Origin of the sequence: Sporolactobacillus terrae, from assembly GCF_019930545.1 — a bacterium.
In the GTDB taxonomy this organism is placed as follows: Bacteria; Bacillota; Bacilli; order Bacillales; family Sporolactobacillaceae; genus Sporolactobacillus; species Sporolactobacillus terrae.
In genome coordinates this window covers 1,795,103-1,817,318 of record NZ_CP082837.1, presented here as the reverse complement: position 1 = coordinate 1,817,318, position 22,216 = coordinate 1,795,103, and the positions used below count along the sequence as shown (strand labels likewise).

Below are 22,216 nucleotides of genomic sequence, written 5' to 3'. Positions count from 1 at the left end.
GACTTTTAATGAAGGGAAGGATTCATGGTGAAAGGAATCGCATTTTATAAAGAAGGCGAACATGTACATGAATACCTGTTAATAAAGAGTGTGACTAAAGGACTAGCCAGTAATGGTAAACCTTTTCTAACCATTTATTTACAGGATAAGACGGGTGATATTGAATCGAAACTGTGGGGATGTACAGCTGATGATGAAGCGAATTATGTTCCCGGAGCGGTAGTCCTTGCAGAAGGAGATATTACAACGTTCCGCGGGCGAAATCAATTTAAAATTCGCACGATCCGCCCGGCAACGGAACGTGATGCAGTCAATAAAGCTGATTTGGTCATGGCTGCGCCGCTGTCCATTGATGAATTGAATGAGAAGATTACACGCTATCTTTTTGAAATCAAGAATCCAGTCATTCAGCGTATTACGCGGGCATTATTAAAGAAAAATCATTGCGCGTTCTTCGAGTATCCTGCAGCAGTGAGCATTCATCACAATTTTCTCTCGGGACTCGCTTACCACGTCTGCTGTATGTTGGACATGGCAAAGTCCGTGGTTCATTTGTACCCCGAGATTGACAAGGATCTGCTCTATGCGGGAATTATCATTCATGATATGGGGAAACTTGAAGAATTGTCCGGGGTAACAGCAACCAGCTACACACTTTCGGGTAATTTGATCGGCCATATCTCGATCATGGTGACCAACATTGGTAAAATCGCTGAAGAACTGGGAATAGGTGATAAAGAAGAAGTGCTCTTGCTTAAGCACATGGTACTTAGTCATCATGAAAATCCGGAATGGGGCAGTCCGAAGCCGCCAATGTTCAAAGAAGCAGAGATTCTGCATATTCTCGATGACATGGATGCAAAAATTAATGTGATGACCCGGGCTATTCGCAAAACGCGTCCAGGAGAATTTTCCGAGCGAATCTTTGCGATGAACAACCGTACCTTGTACCGACCGTCCTTTGATGAACACCAATCGGAAGAAGGCCCCGAGTCGTTTACTTAATGTTTCGGAATGAAGGTCTATTTCATCGCTTTCTTGCATAGATTACAATGCAAACAAAATATGGGACACGCTCCATATTGGGAGGCGGTAATTTGAAACAGGCCAAACGTTCACTAATTGTCGTTGGCAGTCTTTTTATCCTGTTTTTGCTGCAGCAATTCGGCTTGATTGATCCGATGATTGAAAAGCTGGAAAATATTGCTTGGTGGGTTTACTTAGTGCTTGCCGGAATCATTTTCAGCGGCTATCAAGCGTTCAGCTTGTCAAGGCAGGAAAAAGAGGTTGATGAAGAATGGGTTCAGGAGCAAGGCAATGTCTATATTAAGCGGATGAATGCTGAAAAAGATCGACGCCGCAATCGGAAGGATCCGAAAGCCATGTAACCAATGGTTTCCGGATTTTTTTGTTTTCAGATAAACTTTGTGGTACAACGATCAGCGACATTAAAGAGGAACTTCTGCTAATTGTAAAGGACCTTTCTGCTTGATTATAAAGGAACTTTCTTAAAGGAACTTTCTTAAAGGAACTTTCCTAAAGGAACTTTCGCTAAGTACGCATACTTCCTGTATGCAACGCGAAAGTCACCGCATCCTGCGGAAGTACTTCCTGTATGCAACGCGAAAGTCACCGCATCCTGCGGAAGTACGTCCTGTGCACGATGCGGAAGTCCCGTAAGCGCTCTGGTGGGTGCCTGCGGCAAGCGAGCGGCGTGAAGTGCGTCCAGGCACAAGAGCGATGGCACAGGACTAGGCGTAGCCTACAGGCAACTGATCCGGATGCGATGCTCACTCATTAAATCGGGAACTCATCGGTTCAGCGTGATGAGTGACGCGCAGCCAGCGTAAGACAAACGAAAAGAACGATGCATACGCATCGCTCTTTTTATTTTGGATGAAATTGTTTTTTATCTTATTGCTGCGTGGTGGTTGCAGTTGAATTAAATAAATCTTTAAATTGGCTGTCCTTGACTTGTACATTTGCATCCTTAATCAGCTTCTTGATGACTTCGTCCTGAGACTTTTCTTTGCTGGCAAGGTATGCTTCTTTTACAGACGATTTCAGATCTGCATAAGAATCTTTCTTGCCTTCAAGCTTGATAATATGGTAGCCGCCGTCTGTCGTTGACTTCACGAGCGGGCTGAGTTCGCCAACTTTCAATTTCACTGCAGCGTCACTGAATTCAGGAACCATTGTTGATTGTTTGAACCAACCCAGTTCGCCGCCCTTATCTTTTGAGCCTGTATCAATCGAATATTTCTTTGCTAATTTAGCAAAATCAGCGCCGCCTTTTAATTGTTTGAGAACGGATTGTGCCTGGTCTTTTTCCTTAATTAAAATGTGGCTAGCTTTCAGTTCAGTGAGTGATTCTTTGTTCTTATTGTAATAATCTTTAAGCGCTTTGTCCGTAACCTTAATGCCTGCCTGCTGTGCCTTAGTCATCATCAGTGAATCTTTGATTTGACGTCGGAACTGGGAGTCGGTGAGGTTATTCTGCTGCAATGCCTGTTTGAACTGGTCCTCAGTTGAGAAGCTTTTCCGTACGCTGTTGTATTTGGCGTCAACAGCTTTCTTAGAAACAGGATATTTTTTTTCAAGCAGGTTTTCATAAACCATATTTTGAAGAACCGATTCACCATTGGTCTTTTTCAGTTCGTTATAGAAATCTTCTTTTGTGATATTGCCACTCTTCGTTTTGACGATTGCGGCATTATCTCCGCCGTTCCCACAAGCAGCGAGACTTGCAAGTACAATCACAGCGGCTGCTATCATGATCAGTTTTTTCACTATGTCCACTCCTAATTTAAAGTATTCCCTATTACCACAGTAGTTCGCAACAATAGGTGCCGATCCGTCGCAAGAATCAACTTTTTTGAAGCTTTGTGTTTCTCAATTTACTGACAATGTTCATTCTAACTGATCCGGCCCCCCATTGTCGAGTTTTGCAAATTAATGGCTTTTTTATTCCGGTCAGGGACACTCTTTTACATGAAATTGATTTTCTTTGCCGTTTGGAAAGTCGATTAAATACGCTATAATAAATGAAGAAAAATGAAGAAAAGAGATGCTTTTCGAATGATCGTACGCGATGATGATTATCGAAGCAGCCGAAAGGAGACCAAGCGTGTTTCGACAAGAACGTTCTAAACGAAAATTTAATGTCTGGAAGATCGCATTGATTTTATTGCTTGCGATTGAGCTGGCTGCTGTGATTATCGTTATGGGAAAGCTGACCAATGGCTTTTCTTCCTCTGATACGCCTGAGCCGCAAACAGATCGTACAAAAGGACAAGCCATTTTCACTGTTCAAGCAAACAAGCAGCAGCTGGAAAACATGATTAATGATCAGATCGATTCGGGAGCAAACAAACGGTTGTCTTATCATGTTTCAATTGGTGAACAGATTGTCTTAGAAGGAAAATACAAATTGCTGTTTACGGCCATTCCGTTTTCCCTGTCTTTTCAGCCCAAGGTGGCCAGTGGCGACATTATTTTAAAGGAAACCGCGGTGAAACTCGGCAGTATCCCATTGCCGGATCAAGAAGTTTTGAGTTTCTTCAAAAGCGGATCGAACTTTCCCAAGTGGGTGGTCATTCAGCCAAACAAACGGCAAATCTATATTAATTTGACACAAGTTGAGGTTCAAAAGGATCTTTACTTGCGTGCGAAAACGATTGATTTGCCACATAATGATGTCAGTTTTAGTGTTCATCAGTTAAATAATAATTAATGATAACGGTTGCATTTTCAAAACGATTAAGTGTTAGAATAGATGTGGCAGGAAATAATTTCTTATAAAAATTGAATCAGAGATGGGGGGCTTTTCATTTGAGAACCTTTGCACAGAAACTGGAAAAGTACGCAGAATTAGCGGTGACGGTCGGGGCCAATGTGCAGGCAGGACAAGAGGTTTTGCTGAAATCTCCGATTGATGCCGGTGAACTTGCGCGGATTGTAGCCGAGAAAGCCTATCAAGCCGGTGCAAAACGTGTGTATTTTAACTGGACCGATGATCGTTTGGACCATCTGCGGCTCAAGTATGCAGCAGAAGACGTCATTGGCGACTATCCGGTTTGGAAGGCGAAAAAGCTTGAGGATCTCGTCAAACGCGGTGCCGCATGCATCGATATTCGAACAACCGGAATAGGGATGATGGATGGAATTGACCCAAAGAAAGCGGCTTTGGATCAAGAGGTGATGTGGCGCGCACTTCATACGTACTATGATTATCGCATGTCCGATCGCGTCAGCTGGACCCTATTGATCTACCCGACCGTTGAATGGGCGAAAAAGCTTTTTCCTGGCAAAATTCGTGAATTGGCGGTTGCCGATTTATGGGAAGTCATTTTCGAGATGACGCGTGTCGATCGTGAGGACCCAATTGATGCATGGGAAAAACATAAGCAGACACTGGCGAATAAAGTGGCTTTTCTCAATAAGAAGAAATATAAGCAGCTGCACTATAAAGCGCCAGGAACAGATCTGAAAATTGCCTTTGATCCGGACTACCATTGGGACGGCGGGGCTGCTGTAAACAGTGTGGGCACCACGTTTGTTCCGAATATTCCAACTGAAGAGGTGTATACATTGCCTTTGAAAAATGGGGTGAACGGAACGGTGATGGCCACACGTCCGCTTGTATACGGCGGCAAGCTGATTGAAAATCTGTCACTGACGTTTAAAGAAGGACGGATCATAAGCGTGAACGCTAAAGAAGGCGAGGAATTGCTGAACCATCTGATTGACACCGATGAAGGTTCACACTATCTCGGCGAGGTCGCACTGGTTCCCAATAATTCTCCGATCTCTCAGTCCGGACTGGTTTTCTATACGACCTTGTATGATGAGAATGCATCCTGCCACTTAGCCATAGGCAAAGCATATCCAACTTGTCTGGACGGAGGTACGAAAATGTCCGCAGAGGAGTTGGCGGCGCACGGAGCAAACACAAGCCTGATCCATGTTGATTTTATGATCGGCTCCGATCAACTGGATATTGACGGTGAAAATTCAGAAGGCGAGTGGGAACCGGTCTTTCGTAACGGTGAATGGACGTTTTAAGAGAAAAGAAAAAGATTCCGCATCCAAGGAAAGGAGCGGAATCTTTTTTGTTGGGCTTACAACGATGGCGGTGTTTGTTCTTCGCCTTCTTTTTTCTCAGGCGAATGTTCGGTCAGTTTATTGCTTAGTTTGTCCTTTGCCGCTTCCAACTGAACCACATTGTTCTTAATCTTTGTCAGGTATGGCTGCACATCTTCTTTCCATTCCTGAAGCAGGTTGCCGATATCGGTGACTGCCGATTTGAGCACAGGCACGCTGTCATCCTTAAGGGCAATCACGCGGTCTTTGACAGCAGTCAAGTTGTTGGCTGCATCTTTAAGCGGCTGTTGAATCGAAGCAGCGCGATCTTTAATATCGCTTCGGATTTCTTCGCCTTTTTTCGGAGTTGTGAGAAGCACAACTGTGCCGCCGATAATTCCGCCAACGACTGCACCAATTGTGTAGGAGAAAAATTTACCCATTGAGAATCACCTCTTCGCGAATAGTATACGTACCTTATTACCTCTATTATACCTCAGAGGTATTTGTATATCACTTAAGAAGGCCAATAAATTGGAAAATAAGAACAATCGGATGAAAAATAAGTGGATTCGAAGCATACAAAAAGCTCCGTTTCTTAAAAAAGAAACGGAGCTTGAATACATAAATTAACGGGTAGTCGGTCGCGGTGCTGTATGATGAAGAAAACCGCTGCGTTCGCCGATCTTGACAATGATCGGGTAAAGCACTGCAAAGAGGAGCAAGTTGGCGAGCGCTGTTGGCAGCACCATCGTGACGAATAGTCCGCCGAAAGCCGCTGTATTCAAACCGGCAACAAGTATCGCTACGGTCAAGAATATCGTTCCGCTAAGCATGGTACCAAGACCAGCGAGCACAACACCGAAAATGTACGTTGCTTTTGGCTGAAGATGCCTTGCAATCAGGTAAAAGACTAAGAAAACAACGGTAGATGTAATCAACTTGTCAACAACATTCGGAATAAATCCACCCGGCATTGTAGTCGTTAATCCTGCTAGGATTCCATCGACGAGTCCTATAATGAGAAAGCTCTTTAAATCAGTGAAAAGGAATAGAGATATAAAAAGCATCACTAATCCAAAATCGGATTTCATTGGGAATCCAGGGACTAACGCATGAAGTATCGTACCTATGGCAAGAAGCAAAGCAACAACAATCAAATTCTTCAGTTTCATTCTGATCTCTCCTCAACTAAGCTGATGGTTCCTTCAGCAGTGCCCCGTGGCCTGCTGCAAGGTGTATTCAATAATATACACGTATTCACCTGAAAATGCAATTCAAAGTTCAGAAATTGATTACGATAAATCATGCCTTAGTTCAATTCGTCTGCAATGGCCTGAGCGATCTCGGCACGGGCTTCATTAGAGTACTCATCCGTATGCGGTTGAAAACTGAAAGAGAAGGTATCGTCAGCGCCGTAGCGCGGAATTAAATGAAGATGGTAATGAAAAACGCTCTGTCCGGCAAGCTCGCTGTTATTATTCAGCAAATTCATACCGACCGGGTGGAAGGCTTTTTGAATCGCACGGGCAATCATAGGCACTTTACGGAACAGCTTTTCCGCTACAACCGGATCAAGATGAAAGATGTCTTTTGTATGAAGCTTGGGAATAATTAATGTATGTCCTTTCGTTACCTGACCCAAATCAAGAAATGCGTAAACGTTCTCATCCTCATAAACTTTGGCACTTGGAATTTCACCATTAATAATTTTGCAGAAAATGCAATCTGACGCTTCGCACATCGAAATCATCCTTCCTTTGCTTGTCCCTTTTTCTATTTATTTTAGCACATTATGTAACGGTTTTATAAAGGAAATCAGGTGCGCTGCGGTGAATATAGTTATGGCGCACGGCAGTGCAGTTACGTTACAATAAAGATAAGTAAAGCGTTGCACAGGTTAGATTCACCGCTGAGATAGAAAGGGAGGCACTTATGATCTATTTTTTGAGTTTGCTTGCATTAACGCTGAATCCATTTGTATGGAAAAAGAAGATTAGGAACAAACGATTCATTGCAGCGCAGACCGGACGATTTGTGCTGGGACTGCTGCTCGTGTTTCTCATGACTTATTTTAGATTGATTGACCACACTTGGCAGGCTTTTTTAAGCTATGGGTCCTTGTTCTGGGGATTCTTTCTGCTTCTTGATATGATGTATAAGAAAGAAAAAACGGTTTCCGTGAATGCGGCTGCCGGACTGCTGCTTCTGCTCTTTTTTGCGTATTTGCACTTCCTATATCCGTTGACGGTGACCAAGGCTAAGTATGATTTTGCCGCGGCAAAGACAACGATTGTCGCTAAACCCGAGGCGTCAATGGATGAGCAACATATCCCGGTGGTGCCGGAAAAATACGCACGTTATAAAAGTGAGAAGGTACTCGGTGAACTGTCCCATGTCTCCTATTATGAGCTTGGGCATACCTCGCTCCAAAAAATTGACGGACATCTTTATTGGGTCACACCAATTGAATACAGCGGCTTTTTTAAGTGGTTGAAAAGCCACAAGATTCCTGGCTATATCCGCATGAGTGCAGAAAACGAAAATGCGAATGCCGTCTTGGTAAAGAAAGAGATGAAATATGTCCCTTCCGCTTACTACTCCGAAAATCTGAAGCGCCTTGTGCGCGCGCAACATCAAACGCCAATCCTTTTCGATCCAAGTTTCGAACCGGACGAATCCGGCAAACCTTATTATGTCGTGGCCTATGGCTATTATCAGAAATTACGCCAGATTCCTGAGATCCAGGGCGTTTATGTCGTTGATCCACAAAATGGCAAAATTCGCAACTACACGTTAAAGAACCTGCCCGGTTTTATTGACCAGGCGATTCCATCAACCGTTGCTGAAGCGTGGAATACATGGTACGGCGAGAATATACACGGATTCTGGAACAAACTTTTTGCCCAAGAGGACATGAAAAGACCAACGGAATGGTCACAATCCGATGAAGTGAACGGCGTATTCGATCACAACCTTGAGCTAAACTGGTTCACCGATTTTACGCGGCCGAAATCAGGGAGCGGCGCGATGGTGGGCTACTCGATGCTGAACACGCGAACCGGAAAAATGATCTACTACGCCAGTGCCAATGGTCTGCTTAACGGGAAATCAGCAATGAATGTTGCAGAAAAGACCTTTAAACAGAATAAGTATGAAGCAGGAATACCGAATCTGTATACGATTTATGGTCAGGAAACTTGGGTCGTCCCTTTGATGGACAGCAATCATGTGTTGCGCGAGCTGATGCTGATTCATGGCAAAAATGAGAATGTCTATAGTGCAGAAACGGATAAGCGCACGTTGTTTGACAGTTATAAATACGCACTTGCCACAAAGCTGGGCGATGATCACGCAGTACCGACGGATTCAGCACTTCTCAAGAAAATGACCGGCAGCATCACGCATGTATACAGATACTATGATGAAGAAGCGCATCAAACGGTGAGCCAATTTATGGTCGACAATAATGAAAAGATTTTCACGGTTACTTCCGGACAAAATCCGTACAGCGTCTTTCTGAAAGCTGGGGGTCAAGTATCCTTCCAGTATGTCGACACGAACGAACGCGTATCTGCGGTGAAAACATTACAAATAGAAGGAAAAAAATGAAAGAGGCGAGATTCATGGATCCTGTATTATCGGTAAAGCAGCTCAGCGGCGGTTATTCACGCCAGCGGCCTATTCTCCATGACGTGTCCTTCGAAATGAAAGCGGGCGAACTTGTTGGACTTGTTGGCCTGAACGGTGCCGGTAAAAGTACAACGATTAAACATATTCTTGGGTTATTGGATCCATTCTCAGGCGAGATTCGCATTAACGGCCGTACCCTTCGCGAGGACAAAACGGCATTTCGAAAAAGTATGGCATACGTGCCTGAGCTTCCCGAACTGTATGAACAAATGACTCTGGAGGAACATTTGCAGCTGACCGCAATGGCCTATCATCTGCAACAAGATGAATATGCGCAGCGCAGCAGTGCGTTGCTTAAATTGTTTCATATGGAAAAGAAAAAGCACTGGTTTCCGATCCATTTTTCTAAAGGGATGCGGCAAAAAGTGATGATTATGTGTGCCTTTCTTGTGCGACCGGATCTCTATATTGTCGACGAGCCTTTTGTCGGTCTCGATCCGCTCGGTATTCAATCGCTGCTCGATCTAATGACCGATATGAAAAAATCAGGCGCAGCGATCCTGATGTCGACACATATTTTGACAACAGCAGAGCAGTATTGCGATCGTTTTATTATTCTTCATGATGGACGGATTGCCGTACAAGGGACCCTTGATCAAATCCGCCGGCAGTTTGGAGATGTCAATGCCAACCTGCACGAAATTTATTTAGCCGTAGCGAGGGGCGAAACACAATGGATGCAATGAGCATGCTGTGGGAGAAGAGACGGCGAGAGACCTTTCAGATGCAGCTACGCTATTGGAATTTAATTGGCCGAAACAGCGGGTTGATGTTTTTTCTTTACGCGATGATTTTAATCGGAGGATTCTATTACAAGAAATGGCTGGACACGCTTCCATCCCATTTTCCCGGGGTTCTTCTGATCAGTGTACTGGTGGCTCTGGCATGCGCGCATGCGCCGGTGCGAACGTTTACCGCACGTGCAGATCTCGTGTTTCTATTGCCTGCCGAAGCGGAACTTGATCGCTATTTTCGGAAAAGCAGACGCTACAGCTTTTTGATGCAGAGCGCTTTTTTACTCATACTCTGGATCCTTTGTGCACCGCTGTACTTTCATACGACAGGGTACGGAAATCAATCCTTTCTTATGGGAGCTGCTGCTCTGCTTCTGGTAAAGGGATGGAACATTGACTGCAGCTGGCAGGAGCTGTTTATTAGGGATACACAGGTGCTGCGCTTTCTGAGGACAGGTTTAACATTCTTCTGGATCTATTTTGTACTCAGTCACCAAGCGTGGTTTGTGTCCGTTGTTTGTGCTGCAGTGATGGGATGCGTTTCGTACCTCTTGTTTCATCGTCAAGCGGATTTCGGTTTGTTGAATTGGCGCAAATTGCTTGAAAGTGATCAGAGACAGGCCATGCAGTTCCTACGGTTTGCCAATCTATTTACCGATGTGCCGCGATTGAGACGGCGCATGCATGCACGGCGTCTGATCAGCCGATTTTTTCCGGTGCGTCGTTTTGAACGGAGAACCGTATTTGAACAAATTTTCATCAAAACATTTCTTCGATCAGACGAGTATCTAGGCATGTATATGCGTCTGACGGTGATTGGGATATTGCTTGGTTTCTTCCTGAACATTGGTCTTTTTTCGGTATTTCTTGTGCTTTCGATCGTCTATTTGACCGGGCTGCAACTTGTGCCGCTGTGGCAGCATCCCTTCCCGCAGGCGCTTGCCGGATTGTATCCGCTCACGCATCAAGAAAAAAGCCGGCCGTTCGTACAGTTGACTGCACTTTTACTGAGCGGGCAAAGTGTGATTGTTAGCGCAGCCACCGGATTCGGCACGCGCTCCTTTGCTGGTTTTCTCGTTTTCTTAGGTGCGGGAGTTGGTGTGAGTCTGCTGTTTTCTTTTGTGTATCTCGGAAAACGGGTTCAGTTGGAAAATTAGAGAAACAAAAAGTCAGGAGCAGCGGGCTGCTCCTGACTTTTTGTAAAGGAAACGAGTTAAGCGAAGACCGGATCGTTGAGCGTTTTCGTCAGTTTTTCTAGGTGATTCTGTTCATCGGCAATCATGTCTTCGAGTTTTACGACTAACTCAATCATACCGAGTTCCTGAGCTTGGCTGCGCCGTTCCCGATAGTTTTCCAAAGTATCGGCTTCTGCTTGGCGTGCCCCTTCAAGCATGGCTTTCGCGTCAGTTACCTTTGCAACCGTTGCTGGGACCGTCGTTGGTTCACCGCCAAGATTGGCGATCTTTTCAGACAGATATGCGGCATGTCCGAGTTCATCAGGAATTTCTTCCTCGAAGAATGGTTTGAGAATTTGATAATTCAAACCGGAAACGGTCGTCGCATAGTAGTTGTACTGAATGACTGCAGAATATTCACCTGCAAGATCTTTGTTTAAACCCTCGATTAAAGCTTGAACCTTCTTGTCCATGTTCCAGTCATCCTTTCTTAAATAATCTATTCTTAAAAGTACCCTTCCACCACTTATAATAAACCTAAAGGAAGAAAAAGGATGACAGTCTTACTTATTGTCACGCATTCTTCACATGTTTGCTGATCGCGCTCCATCTCAAGTCGGAGAAAAAAACCGTTCTTGGTCTATGGCATTGTCACGGTTCTCTCTGTATAGTTAATGTATAAGTTGATCGAACATACCGAACGATGGCTTTCATTGATACAAGAAAGGATGTGCCGTTTAAGATGGGGAAAATACTTGCTGCTTTTGCAGTGATTTTACTCGGTGTTTACTGGCTTTTTGCCAGTTTAAATAGTATTCCCCAGGGAATAATGTCGAATTTCGACCTTTTATTCCCTTTACTGTCGATTGTATTCGCTGCCTTGCTTATCGTTGCGCCACTCTTTGAACGTAAGAAACCGCATTGGTTTTGGGGGGGGTTCTTCCTAATCTACGGCGGCCTGTTGTACGCCGACCAAGCTAGAATGCTGATCTTTCACTGGAACGATTTCTGGAAACTGTGGCCATATTTGATCATTTATGCAGGATTGATTATGTTGTTTGGGAAGAAAGTTACGGTTTCTTATTCCGGGAAGCATAAACACAAACATGAAAACCCTCATATTGAGTTTGTTGATGACGACAATCGCCATTGGCATCACAGAGATCGTCGAACAAGAGAAGCGTTTGTAAACGAATCCTCCTATAAACAGGAAAATTGGATGGCAAAGCCAATCAATGAACGGGTGCGGATCGGAGACTACATGTTCGATTTTACGAAGGCATTCATTCCGGATGAAACCATTCCGATCAGACTGTCGGGCTGGGTCGGCAATATTCGGATTACGCTGCCCGATGATCTCGCCTACCGTGTTCATTTGCACGCTAAGGTCGGCGATGTGAAAATTGGTGGCGACAAACAGAGTGGACTGCTGCGTCATGTTACTTATCAGACGCCGAGTTATGATGAAGCAACGCGTAGAATTGACTTTTATTTTGATTTTCAAGTGATCGATCTAAGTATAGCGCAGGTGTGAGCCCATGCATAACTATCGGATTCGTACCGCCAGATTTCAGTTAACGGTCAGCTTCTTTTCCTCGCTTTTGCTTTTTGCTCTAGTCGAACTGTTCTTTTGGTTCTTCCCTTATGAGCATTCCTTTGTGCTGAGCAGTTTGATCTTTTTCACAAGCTTCATTGTCCAATTTATTTTGGAGACTGTAGCGCTGACAAAGGATTACCGGCTCCTCGTCGATCGAATTGATTCAATCGATCTATTCGTCAAAACGCTGTCATCCGGAAAGTTATCGGCACGTATTAAAATGGATGGGAGCGGAGCGATCAATCAAATCGAGCAATCACTGAATGAATTGGCGGATAAAATTGATACACAGGTGAAATCACTGCAACGGCTAGTGGATGAGAATGTGCAAATGAATGTGAAAATAAAGAATGAAGCGGTTACTGCAGAACGTCAAAGACTCGCACGTGACTTGCATGATGCGGTTAGTCAGCAATTGTTTGCATTATCCATGCTCGCATCAGCCGCAGAAAAAACGATTCATAGCAATCCAAATCGGGCTGCGGAAAATATTGCCGATGTTTCAGATATTGCGCGCAAAGCACAAGGTGAAATGCGGGCACTGCTGCTGCATCTTCGCCCGGTACGCCTAAATAACGAATCGCTTGATCGTGGTTTGGAACGGCTGATTCATGAACTTGACGCAAAGACAACGATTCAATTTGAAGCATCGATTGACTGCGTACCTGGTTTATCGAAGGGCGTTGAGAATCATTTGTTCCGACTCAGCCAGGAGGCGCTTTCGAATGCGTTGAGACATTCTGAGGCAACGAAAGTGACCTTGTCCTTGCATGAAAGAGATCAATTGGTCGCTCTAAGCGTTTTTGATAATGGAAGAGGATTTGATCCAAACCATGAAAACGTTGTGTCTTATGGATTAAAGACGATGAAGGAGCGTGCAGAAGAAATTGGCGGCCACTTCATGCTGACGACACATGAAGGACAGGGCACATCGATTCATATTCGCGTGCCGATTCACAGGGGGGCAGAAACAGATGGCAGATAAAATTAAAGTCATGATTGTTGACGATCATGACATGGTTCGCAAAGGATTGAAGGCCTATCTTGCAACAGAAGATACGATTGAACTGGTGGGCGAAGCATCTAGTGGTCATCAAGCAGTACGCCGTTTTGAGGACCTTCATCCTGACGTGATCCTTATGGACTTGATTATGGAGGAGGGCAATGGCATTGAAGCAACCCAGCAGATTCTCGCCAAAGATCCTGCGAAGAAGATCATTATTTTGACCAGTTTCTATGATGATGAGCAAGTCTTTCCTGCGATTGAGGCAGGCGCAATGAGCTATTTACTAAAAACGGCTTCTTCAGAAGAAATCATTCAAGCCATTTATAAGGCACATGCAGGTAAGCCAGTAATTGATGGAAAGGTTGCCCAGAAACTGATTACAGGCTTGCACAAAACGCCGCAGCCCGTTGATCAGCTGACCACAAGAGAACGAGAGGTACTCAAGCTGATTGCTGAGGGAAGAAGCAACGCGGAAATTGCAAAGCTGTTGTTCATTGGAATTAAAACGGTGAAAACACATGTCAGCAGTATCCTTAGCAAGCTTGGTGTTGCCGACCGAACACAAGCAGCGGTCTATGCTTATCAAAATCATTTATTCTCAAAATAATAGGCGCCAATCCGTTGACAGTTTACGTTATTCATACTACAATGATCTTAACAAATGAATAGCCTCTTAAAAGGGGAGTAGCCATCAGAGTAAAGTCGTCATTACGGGAATGATCCCCGGCTTCTCTGGCAGCGTATTGCTGTTGGCGAGACCTTTGCCTCGGACGGATGAAAAAAGGCAAAGGTTTTTTTATGTATTTGCAGCCTTTCTGCCATCGTCAGAGGGGCTGTTTTTAATTTGCTATTTTAGAGTCGGTTTTTATTTGAGGAGGATGATTGAATGGATTTCTTTTCTCTTGAGTTCCTTACAGGGCTGCTACTTATTGTAGGTATCGACTTAATTCTTGCCGGTGACAATGCCATTGTCATCGCACTGGCGGCTGCACGGCTGCAGGAACATCAGCGGAAAAGAGCAATTCTTTACGGAACGATCGGTGCAGTCGCCATCCGGGCAATCGCAACACTGATTGTTGTATGGCTGCTGAAAATCCCTGGACTGCATCTTATTGGCGGCGTGCTGCTGGTTTGGATTGCTTACAGCCTGCTTAAGGACCACAAGGCTGAAAAGCATATTGAAGCAAAGCAAAGCCTTGGCGCCGCTATTCGCACAATTATTGTGGCTGACGCACTGATGGGCCTCGATAATGTGCTGGCGATCGGCGGAGCTGCTTCAGGAAACTACCTGCTCGTTGTTCTCGGCTTGTTGATCAGCATTCCGCTTGTCATGGGCGGCAGTACTTTGTTCTTGAAGCTGGTTGACCGCTTTGCGTGGATTACCTATGCAGGATCGGCAGTTTTGGCATTTACAGCAGGAAAAATGATTTTTGCCGATCATATTATTTCTGATGCGATTGCAGGATTTTCTTGGATTAAGTGGCCGGTACTGGCTTTGATTATTTCTGGGGTGCTCTTCTTTGGCTGGAAAACGCAGCAGGGCAAAAAGTCAGATCAAGCGGTTAGCACCGGAGAATCTGTTTGAGGGAGACATTAACCTTGACCCTTTATAGGCCAAGATTTTATGCCGACAGCATTGATGTCGGCATTCTTTCAATTCAATAAAAAATGTGACATGTTCGATTCGCTTATAGGAGGAAAACGTTAAGATGGAATTATTCACCATGGCCTTTTGGTCATCACTTATTGTTATCGTTGGTATCGATCTATTTCTAGCAGGAGATAATGCGGTCGTGATTGCGCTCGCTGCAAGAAAACTCCCCAACCATCAGCGCGGGAAGGCGATCGTTTTAGGCGCTGCAGGTGCCGTTATTTTGCGCGCAATTGCAACAATTTTAGTGGTTTACCTGCTCATGATTCCGGGCCTTCATTTTATCGGCGGATTGCTGCTGGTTTGGATTGCTTACCGACTGCTGGTACCGGAGGAAAAATCATCGAAAGAGGTCAAAGCGCAAACAAGCCTTTGGGGGGCAGTGCGTACGATTGTCATCGCTGATGCGCTCATGGGCTTGGATAATGTGCTCGCGGTTGCCGGTGCCGCGCAAAATGATCCGCTCCTCGTTATTGTTGGCTTGCTGATCAGCATTCCACTTTTAATGGGCGGCAGTGCCGTGATTCTAAATTTAATGGATCGTTTCTCGTGGCTCATTTATGTGGGCGCAGGTATTTTGGCAATGACTGCGGCACGCATGCTGTTTGCTGAACCATTGGTCAAGGATTGGCTCGGTAATTGGAGCGTATGGCTTGAATGGCCGGTTGTCGCTTTCGTTATTGCGGCCGTTCTTGGTCTTGGCTGGATGAGTCAAAAAAGGATCAGCCGTCAGCATGATCAAAATCAAGCGGTTTAATCAAGCAAAGATTTAATCAATCGATGACGAATTTTCGTGAAACTGCTTAAAATAGTCAAGAATAAATTGATAAAAGTCAGTGACGATTGAAGAATGATAACGCTCAGCATTCCAAATGAGACTAATTGTCCGTCTGCAATAGGGATGGCTGATTCTGAGCGGTACGATGGAATGGTCTTTGACGGTTCGAAGGGTCAGCGAGGAGAAGAAGGCAACGCCAAGACCTTCGGATACGAGTCCGCGGATGGACAAGGAATCGTCAACTTCAAAGGCAATATCCGGTTGAAAACCGGCCATCCGGCAATAAGTGTCGGTCGTTTCACGGAAAGCGCCGTTCGCTTTCAGGACGAAAGGCTCTTGAGCGATTTCTTGAAGATCGACACTTTTTTTTGCTGCAAGCGGGTGTGTTTTCGGCACCACAAGATAAATTTCATCGGTCATCAGAAGCTGAGAATGGAGCGGCTTGGTGCGTTCCCAATTATACGGTGTAATGCATAGATCAACATCGCCGTTTTCCAATTGATGCTGAATTGTGGAGCGCGAAATTTGTTTGACACGAAAACGGACGAAGGGATGCTGGCGGCGAAAGCTGCCCAGCAGATCGGGAATAATCGGTGTCCGCATGACGGCCAGTGAAATGCTGCCTTCGTTGAGTTTTGCCAAGTCGACGACTTCCTGACGGCCTTCTTGCAGAACCGAGAAAGCCAGCTCCGCTTTTTCTAAGAAGATGCGCCCGTAACGATTCAGCTTAATTCTGCGTCCCTTTCGGTCAAAAAGCGGCACACCAATTTCATCCTCAAGCCGTTTAATGGTTTGACTGAGTGAAGGTTGTGCGATAGAGAGTTCTTGTGCCGCTTTTGTCATATGTTCGGTTCTGGCTACGGTCTGAAAATATTTTAATTGCAGCAGTTCCATCTTTTTTGCCTCCTTATGCCGGTGCTTAAATCAATACTGTACAAAAAATGAAGCAAATCCTTTATAGTTTCAAAGCTATTCATTTATAATAATATATATATTGGAATTAATCAGCAAGACCGACTAACATAGGAACTGTTCAAAAAATGCGCCCCTAAATACGGCGCTTTTTCTATCGGATAAACTGCTGAAAAAGTAAGGTGTCATCTTTGGCTTTGCCACTCTGGAAAAAAAATTTGTATGTTGTTTGGTTCGGCTCGTTTGCGACTGCAGCCGGAATGAGTCAAATTATTCCATTTTTGCCGCTCTATATTGAAAAACTAGGCATTACAGATACAGCAGCGATTGAAAGCTGGTCAGGGCTGATTTTCGGCGGTACATTCTTTGTTTCTGCAATTGTTTCGCCATTGTGGGGTAAACTTGCCGATAAATACGGCCGCAGACCGATGCTGCTTCGTGCGAGCCTAGGGATGTGCCTGATCGTGTTTTGTATGGCCTTTGCCCAAAATGTTTATCAATTATTTGCACTCCGATTGATCATGGGCTTTGTTTCCGGGTTTATTCCAGCATCAATTATTCTGGTGGCCACGCAGACACCGAAGACGCATTCCGGGTGGGCGCTCGGCATGCTGTCCACCGGCGGAATTGCCGGTTCATTGATTGGACCGTTGATTGGCGGTCTGCTTGCTGAATATATGGGCATGCGGCTGGTGTTTATTGATACCAGTGCACTTCTTTTCTGCGCCTTCCTTGCCTCGCTGCTCTTTGTTAAGGAAAAAGTCGTTGTCAAAGAAAAAAAGACGCCGTCCATGAAACAAGTCTGGGAAATGACCCCGCATGTCGGGCTCTTTTTTGCCATGTTCCTGACCACATTTATGGTACAACTGGCAAACATGTCCATTCAGCCGATTATCACGGTGTACGTCAAAATACTCTCTCCTGGAATTGAGCATCTTGAACTCATGTCCGGGGTCGTTGTTGCCGCTGCTGGACTTGCAAGTGTCATTGCAGCACCGTTCCTCGGAAAACTATCCGACCGAATCGGGCCGCGTCGTATTCTGGTTTATGCGTTGGTGTTAACCGGAATTATTTTTATTCCTCAGGCATTTGTCACCAATGCTTGGCAGCTGACGGTGTTGCGCTTCTTGCTCGGGCTTACGACAGCAGGACTCTTGCCATCGATTAATACGCTGGTGAAGAAAATGGCGCCGCCATCAATTACCGGACAGTTGTTCGGGTACAACCAATCGGCACAATTTCTGGGGACGCTTGGCGGATCCCTTCTGGGCGGACATATGGCGGCTGCTTTCGGGATTAAATACGTCTTCTTCTCTACCAGCTTTCTCTTACTGGTCAACGCCATTTGGGTGGTCGCTTCGACGACATTTGTGAGAAAAAGGGAAAGAAAAATCGAAGCAGCAGCACGTGGCGGGCTTCGATAAATGTTGATGAGTTAATCTGGAAATGCGCGAGTCGATACGACCCCGACCTATAGTGAAAACAAATCTGGAAGGACAACCGGCATCGCTTTTAGTGGATGCTTCTTTTTTTGAATCGGCCGCCTTTGACATCGTGAATATCGCTGATCGCAAGAAAGGCATGTTTATCAATGCTGTCGACAATGTTTTTGACCTTTGCTTCCTCAAGACGAGAGATGACGGTGAAGATCACATTTTTATCGTTTCCGGTATACGCGCCTTCTCCGTTTAGATAAGTGACACCGCGACCGAGACGGTCATTCAATGCATCGCCGATTTCCTCATGAAGGTCGCTAATGATCCATACTGCTTTTGATGATTCCAAACCTTCACTCGTAATATCAATCATCTTAAATGCGACAAAATAGGCGATAAGCGAGTACATGGCATAGTTCCATCCGAAAACAAAACCTGCCGATCCAAGAATGAATATGTTTAAGAAGAGCACGACTTCGCCGACTGAGAAAGGTGTCTTTTGATTAAAAAGGACGGCAAGAATTTCTGTACCATCCGATGAGCCGCCGTTCCGAATCACAAGACCAACGCCGATGCCCATAATAATGCCGCCGAACACAGCAGCGAGCAACAGATCATTGGTAAAACGATGTATCGGTGAAAATACGGTGGTTAAAAAGGCAAGCAGGATAACCGCGCAGGCGGAAGTGATGGTAAAAGTTTTGCCCATTTGTTTATAACCGATAATAAAAAATGGAAGATTGATAATGACAAGAAAGATACCGATTGGCAGGCTGAAAATATGCCCCATCATGATTGAGATACCGACAACGCCGCCGTCAATAATTTTGTTTGGAACGAGAAATGCTTCCAGCGCAATCGCTTCAAAGACGACACCGACCGCAATTAGGAATGCACGGAGGACGTATTGATAAAATTTCAACCCGTTATGCTGTTTTTTCAGTTGTATATTGTTTTCTGCTGCTTCCAAAGAAACTCGCCTCTTTAATGAATGATTTATTTATGTATGACCGAAATGAAGACATGCCGGTCTTCAATCGATCGTTCTGATACCGATGCAATTATTTTTCATTGCGCAGCGGGGGAGCCATGAATTCAGGGCCAATCGGCTCCGGCACATATTTCTTGAGTATGCGATCAATGTCCTTTAAGGTTTGTTCATCTAAGCGGAATCCATCAATTTCACGAACATCAGCAATCTGTCCCGGGTGCCGCGCGCCCCAGAGCGCAATGCCATTTCCCGTTTTCTCTAAAATCCAGCGAACAGCAAGTGCACGAACCGATTTGCCGAAGCGTTCTTTGGCGAGTTTCTCCAAGTCATGAACAGCAGCTAAATATTGCTGGAAATGCGGAGCTTTGAACTTCGGATCCGACAAGCGCAAGTCATCCCCGCTGAACTTGCGATCAGCCGTCATTTTTCCGCTGAGAAGGCCACGGCAAAGGCTTCCGTAGCACAATGGAACAATTTGATTGTCTTTTGCAAGCGGCATCAGCGTATTTTCAAATTCACGTTCGAATAAGTTGTACGGAGGTTGAACCGTATGGATCGGCGCCACGCGCATGAATGCTTCCATCTGTTCGCGTGAAAAGTTGCTGACGCCGATCGCTCTGATTTTTCCTTGCTTATACAGATCGCCGATCGCCTCAGCAGTTTCTTCAATTGGAACAAGCGGATCCGGCCAGTGTACTTGGTAAATATCAATGTAATCGGTTTGCAAACGTTTGAGCGAATCATCGATTTCTTTCATAATGCGTTGGCGTGATCCGTTGCGGAAAACATCGCTGCCGACCCAGTCGAGGCAGACTTTTGTGGCGAGTACAATTTGATCACGATGACCATGCTCCTTCAGCGCTTGTCCGACAACTTGTTCGGAGTGGCCTTGACCGTATGCCGGAGCGGTATCAATGGTGTTAATTCCGCTGGAGAATGCTTGATGAATGGTATGGATCGATTCGCGATCGTCGGAACCGCCCCACATCCAGCCGCCAATTGCCCATGTACCGAGCGCAATCCGCGTCGGTTTAATCGTCAACCCTTTAATTTGTGTTACTTCCAAAGTATCGCCTCATTTTCAACTATTTTTTCGAGCTTCCATTTAATTATAGATAACCAAAGCAGAGAATTAAAAACATAAGACTCAAGTCGCTTTAGCCGCCAAGTCGTTTTCAAGGGATTGTACCCCTTTACCCTTGGTCTTTAAGATTTTTGTTGTTTTGAAAGGCTGGGCTTCTGCCACTTAAAGATCCGATTTAAGAAGGAGAAAATGACTTTAGACTCTTTCGTCAGAATCGGTCCAAGAATGGCCAGTATTAATACGTAAAGTGCGGAAAAAGGTTGCAGGATTGGCATAAGCCCGCCGGCAATGCCAAGATTCGCCATGATAATGGAGAACTCACCGCGGGAGACGATGGTCAGGCCAATATTGGTTGATGCTTTATGGGACAATCCAGCGATTTTCCCAGCAATTTGCCCGGCAACAAAATTGCCAATAATCGTAATGAGCACGGCACCGAGCGTCAGCCAGACTGCACCGCCAAGTTTCATTGGATCAATACTGAGGCCAAAGCTGAAGAAGAAAATGGCACCAAAGAAATCGCGGAAAGGAATGACCAAGTGTTCCATGCGTTCTGCTTGATCGGTTTCCGAATAAACGAGGCCGAGCAGCAACGCGCCGATTGCTTCGGCCACATGAATCGTTTCGGAAAATCCTGCGATGAAGAAGAGCGTTGCGAAAATAACGATAATGAAGATCTCATCAGACGAGATTTTCAGTAACTTATTTAACAAGGGCGCCGCTTTTCTGGCTATGATGAAAAACAGCAGCATATAGCCGAGTGAGATGAGAACAGAGATCATTGTTCCGACAAGTGAACTCGATTCCCCCAAGATAAGACCAGAGATGGTCGAAAGATAAACGGCTAGAAAAATGTCTTCAAACATAATAATCCCTAAAATAAGCTCAGTTTCCGAATTGCCGGTGCGGCGCAAGTCGACAAGTACTTTAGCAACAATTGCACTGGAGGAGACGGTAATAATACCGGCAATGATCAAGGTTTCTTTTAATGGGAAGCCCAAGATCAATGGATAGAGCAAACCAAGTGTCAGGTTAATTCCGATATAGACGGATCCGCCAATCAAAATTGATTTTCCGGAGCGAATCAGCTTGCTGGTTGAAAACTCCAGTCCCAAATAGAACAGCAGAAACAGGATGCCGATCCTGCCCAGAAATTCAATAAGTTCCGCACTGTGAATGAATCGTAAATTAATGATCCCAATTTGCGGTGCATGCGGTCCGACAATCATTCCGACAAGGATGAGAAAGGGGATGATGGAAAAATTAAGTTTAGAAGCAATCAGCGCGGCGATAGCGACCAGAACAAGTGCTGTACCAACTTCAAAAACTAAATGATCCATTTATTCACCCTTCCCTTTGGTAAACAGTTCATTAAACGCACGTCTTAAATCGGCACGCTCACCTGACGCTACGACTGTATCTCCCGCAGAAAATTTCGAATCAACACCTGGATTTAACTGCTTCGACTGGTCTTTGCGAATGATTCCAATGACGTTGATGTGATAATTTTGGCGCAAACCGACTTCACCGATTGTTTTGCCGATAATCGGTGCATCGGCAGCAACTTTGCGCCATTCGATAATCAGATCATTCAAAGCGATCTCAACATTTTCCATCGCTTTTGGCTTATAAACCATGCCGCCAACAATGGCTGCAAACTGACGCGCTTCGGAATCGGTCATCGTGACCGATGAAATACATTCATCCGGATCATCAGCAGCAAAGTGATAAATATCTCTGCGTCCGTCATCATGGATAACCACCACAATGCGTTCGCCTTGGTCGGTCACTAATGCAAATTTCTTTCCAATGCCCGGAAGTTCTGTTTCTTTGATATTCATGTATTCTCTCCTTTCAAGACAGGTTTTTTTTCAGCCGTTGCCCTTCCTTAGTATGGCCAAATAGCGGATCATTTCACAAATTGTGTCCTTTGATCTATGCCCTCTCCTTTAATTGTATCGGAAATTCAGATTACCGGTCAAATAAACCGGCAAAATCTTAAAAAGAGCAGAAAATGAATGTTCGGCAAGGAAAAACAGTTCACAATTATCAGAATCAACCGAATGTAAGCGATACT

General features: G+C 45.0%; 23 protein-coding genes. 13 read left to right on the top strand and 10 right to left on the bottom strand.

Annotation, left to right across the window (positions count from 1 at the left end; genetic code table 11):
- The first annotated feature begins 24 nt into the window (after positions 1-24).
- Positions 25-1,005 carry a 3'-5' exoribonuclease YhaM gene (gene yhaM, locus K7399_RS08625; protein WP_028977598.1) on the top strand — a complete coding sequence of 327 codons (981 nt, stop codon included), beginning with the start codon at positions 25-27 and terminating at the stop codon, positions 1,003-1,005.
- Between the two features lie 92 nt (positions 1,006-1,097).
- On the top strand, positions 1,098-1,388 hold the full coding sequence (locus tag K7399_RS08620) for a sporulation YhaL family protein (protein WP_051575087.1): 291 nt from the start codon (positions 1,098-1,100) through the stop codon (positions 1,386-1,388).
- A gap of 526 nt (positions 1,389-1,914) precedes the next feature.
- On the opposite strand, the gene K7399_RS08615 is transcribed toward K7399_RS08620, so the two are convergent.
- Positions 1,915-2,790 (bottom strand): peptidylprolyl isomerase, encoded by an 876-nt coding sequence (locus tag K7399_RS08615; protein WP_028977600.1) that lies wholly within the window; start codon positions 2,788-2,790, stop codon positions 1,915-1,917.
- A 337-nt stretch (positions 2,791-3,127) separates the two neighbouring features.
- Here K7399_RS08615 and K7399_RS08610 point away from each other — a divergent pair, with 337 nt between their 5' ends.
- The gene (locus K7399_RS08610; RefSeq protein WP_028977601.1) at positions 3,128-3,733 is read left to right on the top strand and encodes a YpmS family protein; all 606 of its coding nucleotides are present in this window, start codon (positions 3,128-3,130) and stop codon (positions 3,731-3,733) included.
- Between the two features lie 98 nt (positions 3,734-3,831).
- Positions 3,832-5,064 carry an aminopeptidase gene (locus tag K7399_RS08605; protein WP_028977602.1) on the top strand — a complete coding sequence of 411 codons (1,233 nt, stop codon included), beginning with the start codon at positions 3,832-3,834 and terminating at the stop codon, positions 5,062-5,064.
- Between the two features lie 56 nt (positions 5,065-5,120).
- On the opposite strand, the gene K7399_RS08600 is transcribed toward K7399_RS08605, so the two are convergent.
- From K7399_RS08600 to K7399_RS08590, 3 genes are all read right to left on the bottom strand, one after another.
- Positions 5,121-5,525, bottom strand: a complete 405-nt coding sequence (locus K7399_RS08600; RefSeq protein WP_028977603.1) for a YtxH domain-containing protein — start codon at positions 5,523-5,525, stop codon at positions 5,121-5,123.
- A 186-nt stretch (positions 5,526-5,711) separates the two neighbouring features.
- Positions 5,712-6,257 (bottom strand): tryptophan transporter, encoded by a 546-nt coding sequence (locus tag K7399_RS08595; protein WP_028977604.1) that lies wholly within the window; start codon positions 6,255-6,257, stop codon positions 5,712-5,714.
- Between the two features lie 137 nt (positions 6,258-6,394).
- A complete protein-coding gene (locus tag K7399_RS08590) occupies positions 6,395-6,826 on the bottom strand; it encodes an HIT family protein (RefSeq protein WP_028977605.1) in 432 nt (143 codons plus the stop codon).
- A 191-nt stretch (positions 6,827-7,017) separates the two neighbouring features.
- Here K7399_RS08590 and K7399_RS08585 point away from each other — a divergent pair, with 191 nt between their 5' ends.
- The 3 genes from K7399_RS08585 to K7399_RS08575 are packed head-to-tail and all read left to right on the top strand — an operon-like array spanning position 7,018 to position 10,666.
- Entirely contained in the window at positions 7,018-8,694 is a 1,677-nt protein-coding gene (locus K7399_RS08585) for a hypothetical protein (protein ID WP_051578037.1), read from the top strand.
- A 14-nt stretch (positions 8,695-8,708) separates the two neighbouring features.
- A complete protein-coding gene (locus K7399_RS08580; RefSeq protein ID WP_028977606.1) occupies positions 8,709-9,461 on the top strand; it encodes an ABC transporter ATP-binding protein in 753 nt (250 codons plus the stop codon).
- The gene (locus K7399_RS08575) at positions 9,449-10,666 is read left to right on the top strand and encodes an ABC transporter permease (RefSeq protein ID WP_028977607.1); all 1,218 of its coding nucleotides are present in this window, start codon (positions 9,449-9,451) and stop codon (positions 10,664-10,666) included. Before K7399_RS08580 ends, K7399_RS08575 begins: the two co-directional genes overlap by 13 nt.
- A 56-nt stretch (positions 10,667-10,722) precedes the next feature.
- On the opposite strand, the gene K7399_RS08570 is transcribed toward K7399_RS08575, so the two are convergent.
- Positions 10,723-11,157 (bottom strand): ferritin-like domain-containing protein, encoded by a 435-nt coding sequence (locus tag K7399_RS08570; RefSeq protein ID WP_028977608.1) that lies wholly within the window; start codon positions 11,155-11,157, stop codon positions 10,723-10,725.
- 269 nt (positions 11,158-11,426) lie between these two features.
- On the opposite strand from K7399_RS08570, the gene liaF reads away from it, so the two are divergent.
- From liaF to K7399_RS08545, 5 genes are all read left to right on the top strand, one after another.
- Positions 11,427-12,218: a cell wall-active antibiotics response protein LiaF gene (gene liaF, locus K7399_RS08565; RefSeq protein WP_028977609.1), complete on the top strand. Its 792-nt coding sequence runs from the start codon at positions 11,427-11,429 to the stop codon at positions 12,216-12,218.
- Between the two features lie 4 nt (positions 12,219-12,222).
- Positions 12,223-13,266 (top strand): sensor histidine kinase, encoded by a 1,044-nt coding sequence (locus K7399_RS08560; protein ID WP_028977610.1) that lies wholly within the window; start codon positions 12,223-12,225, stop codon positions 13,264-13,266.
- Positions 13,256-13,894 (top strand): response regulator, encoded by a 639-nt coding sequence (locus K7399_RS08555; protein ID WP_028977611.1) that lies wholly within the window; start codon positions 13,256-13,258, stop codon positions 13,892-13,894. The genes K7399_RS08560 and K7399_RS08555 overlap by 11 nt, the downstream gene beginning before the upstream one ends.
- A 279-nt stretch (positions 13,895-14,173) precedes the next feature.
- Positions 14,174-14,872: a TerC family protein gene (locus K7399_RS08550; protein WP_028977612.1), complete on the top strand. Its 699-nt coding sequence runs from the start codon at positions 14,174-14,176 to the stop codon at positions 14,870-14,872.
- Between the two features lie 124 nt (positions 14,873-14,996).
- Positions 14,997-15,695: a TerC family protein gene (locus tag K7399_RS08545; RefSeq protein WP_028977613.1), complete on the top strand. Its 699-nt coding sequence runs from the start codon at positions 14,997-14,999 to the stop codon at positions 15,693-15,695.
- Between the two features lie 12 nt (positions 15,696-15,707).
- Here the strand turns inward: K7399_RS08545 and K7399_RS08540 are convergent, their stop codons facing one another.
- Positions 15,708-16,610 carry a LysR family transcriptional regulator gene (locus tag K7399_RS08540; protein WP_028977614.1) on the bottom strand — a complete coding sequence of 301 codons (903 nt, stop codon included), beginning with the start codon at positions 16,608-16,610 and terminating at the stop codon, positions 15,708-15,710.
- A 215-nt stretch (positions 16,611-16,825) separates the two neighbouring features.
- On the opposite strand from K7399_RS08540, the gene K7399_RS08535 reads away from it, so the two are divergent.
- Entirely contained in the window at positions 16,826-18,052 is a 1,227-nt protein-coding gene (locus K7399_RS08535; protein ID WP_172969000.1) for a multidrug efflux MFS transporter, read from the top strand.
- Between the two features lie 88 nt (positions 18,053-18,140).
- Here K7399_RS08535 and K7399_RS08530 read toward each other — a convergent pair whose 3' ends face one another.
- The 4 genes from K7399_RS08530 to K7399_RS08515 form a co-directional block, all read right to left on the bottom strand.
- Positions 18,141-19,034 carry a YitT family protein gene (locus tag K7399_RS08530; protein WP_028977616.1) on the bottom strand — a complete coding sequence of 298 codons (894 nt, stop codon included), beginning with the start codon at positions 19,032-19,034 and terminating at the stop codon, positions 18,141-18,143.
- Positions 19,035-19,125: 91 nt separating this feature from the next.
- Entirely contained in the window at positions 19,126-20,121 is a 996-nt protein-coding gene (locus tag K7399_RS08525; RefSeq protein WP_028977617.1) for an aldo/keto reductase, read from the bottom strand.
- A 140-nt stretch (positions 20,122-20,261) separates the two neighbouring features.
- A complete protein-coding gene (locus K7399_RS08520; RefSeq protein ID WP_028977618.1) occupies positions 20,262-21,479 on the bottom strand; it encodes a cation:proton antiporter in 1,218 nt (405 codons plus the stop codon).
- Complete coding sequence (locus K7399_RS08515; RefSeq protein ID WP_028977619.1) at positions 21,480-21,980, bottom strand: cation:proton antiporter regulatory subunit; 501 nt, start codon at positions 21,978-21,980, stop codon at positions 21,480-21,482.
- Positions 21,981-22,216 lie beyond the last annotated feature (236 nt).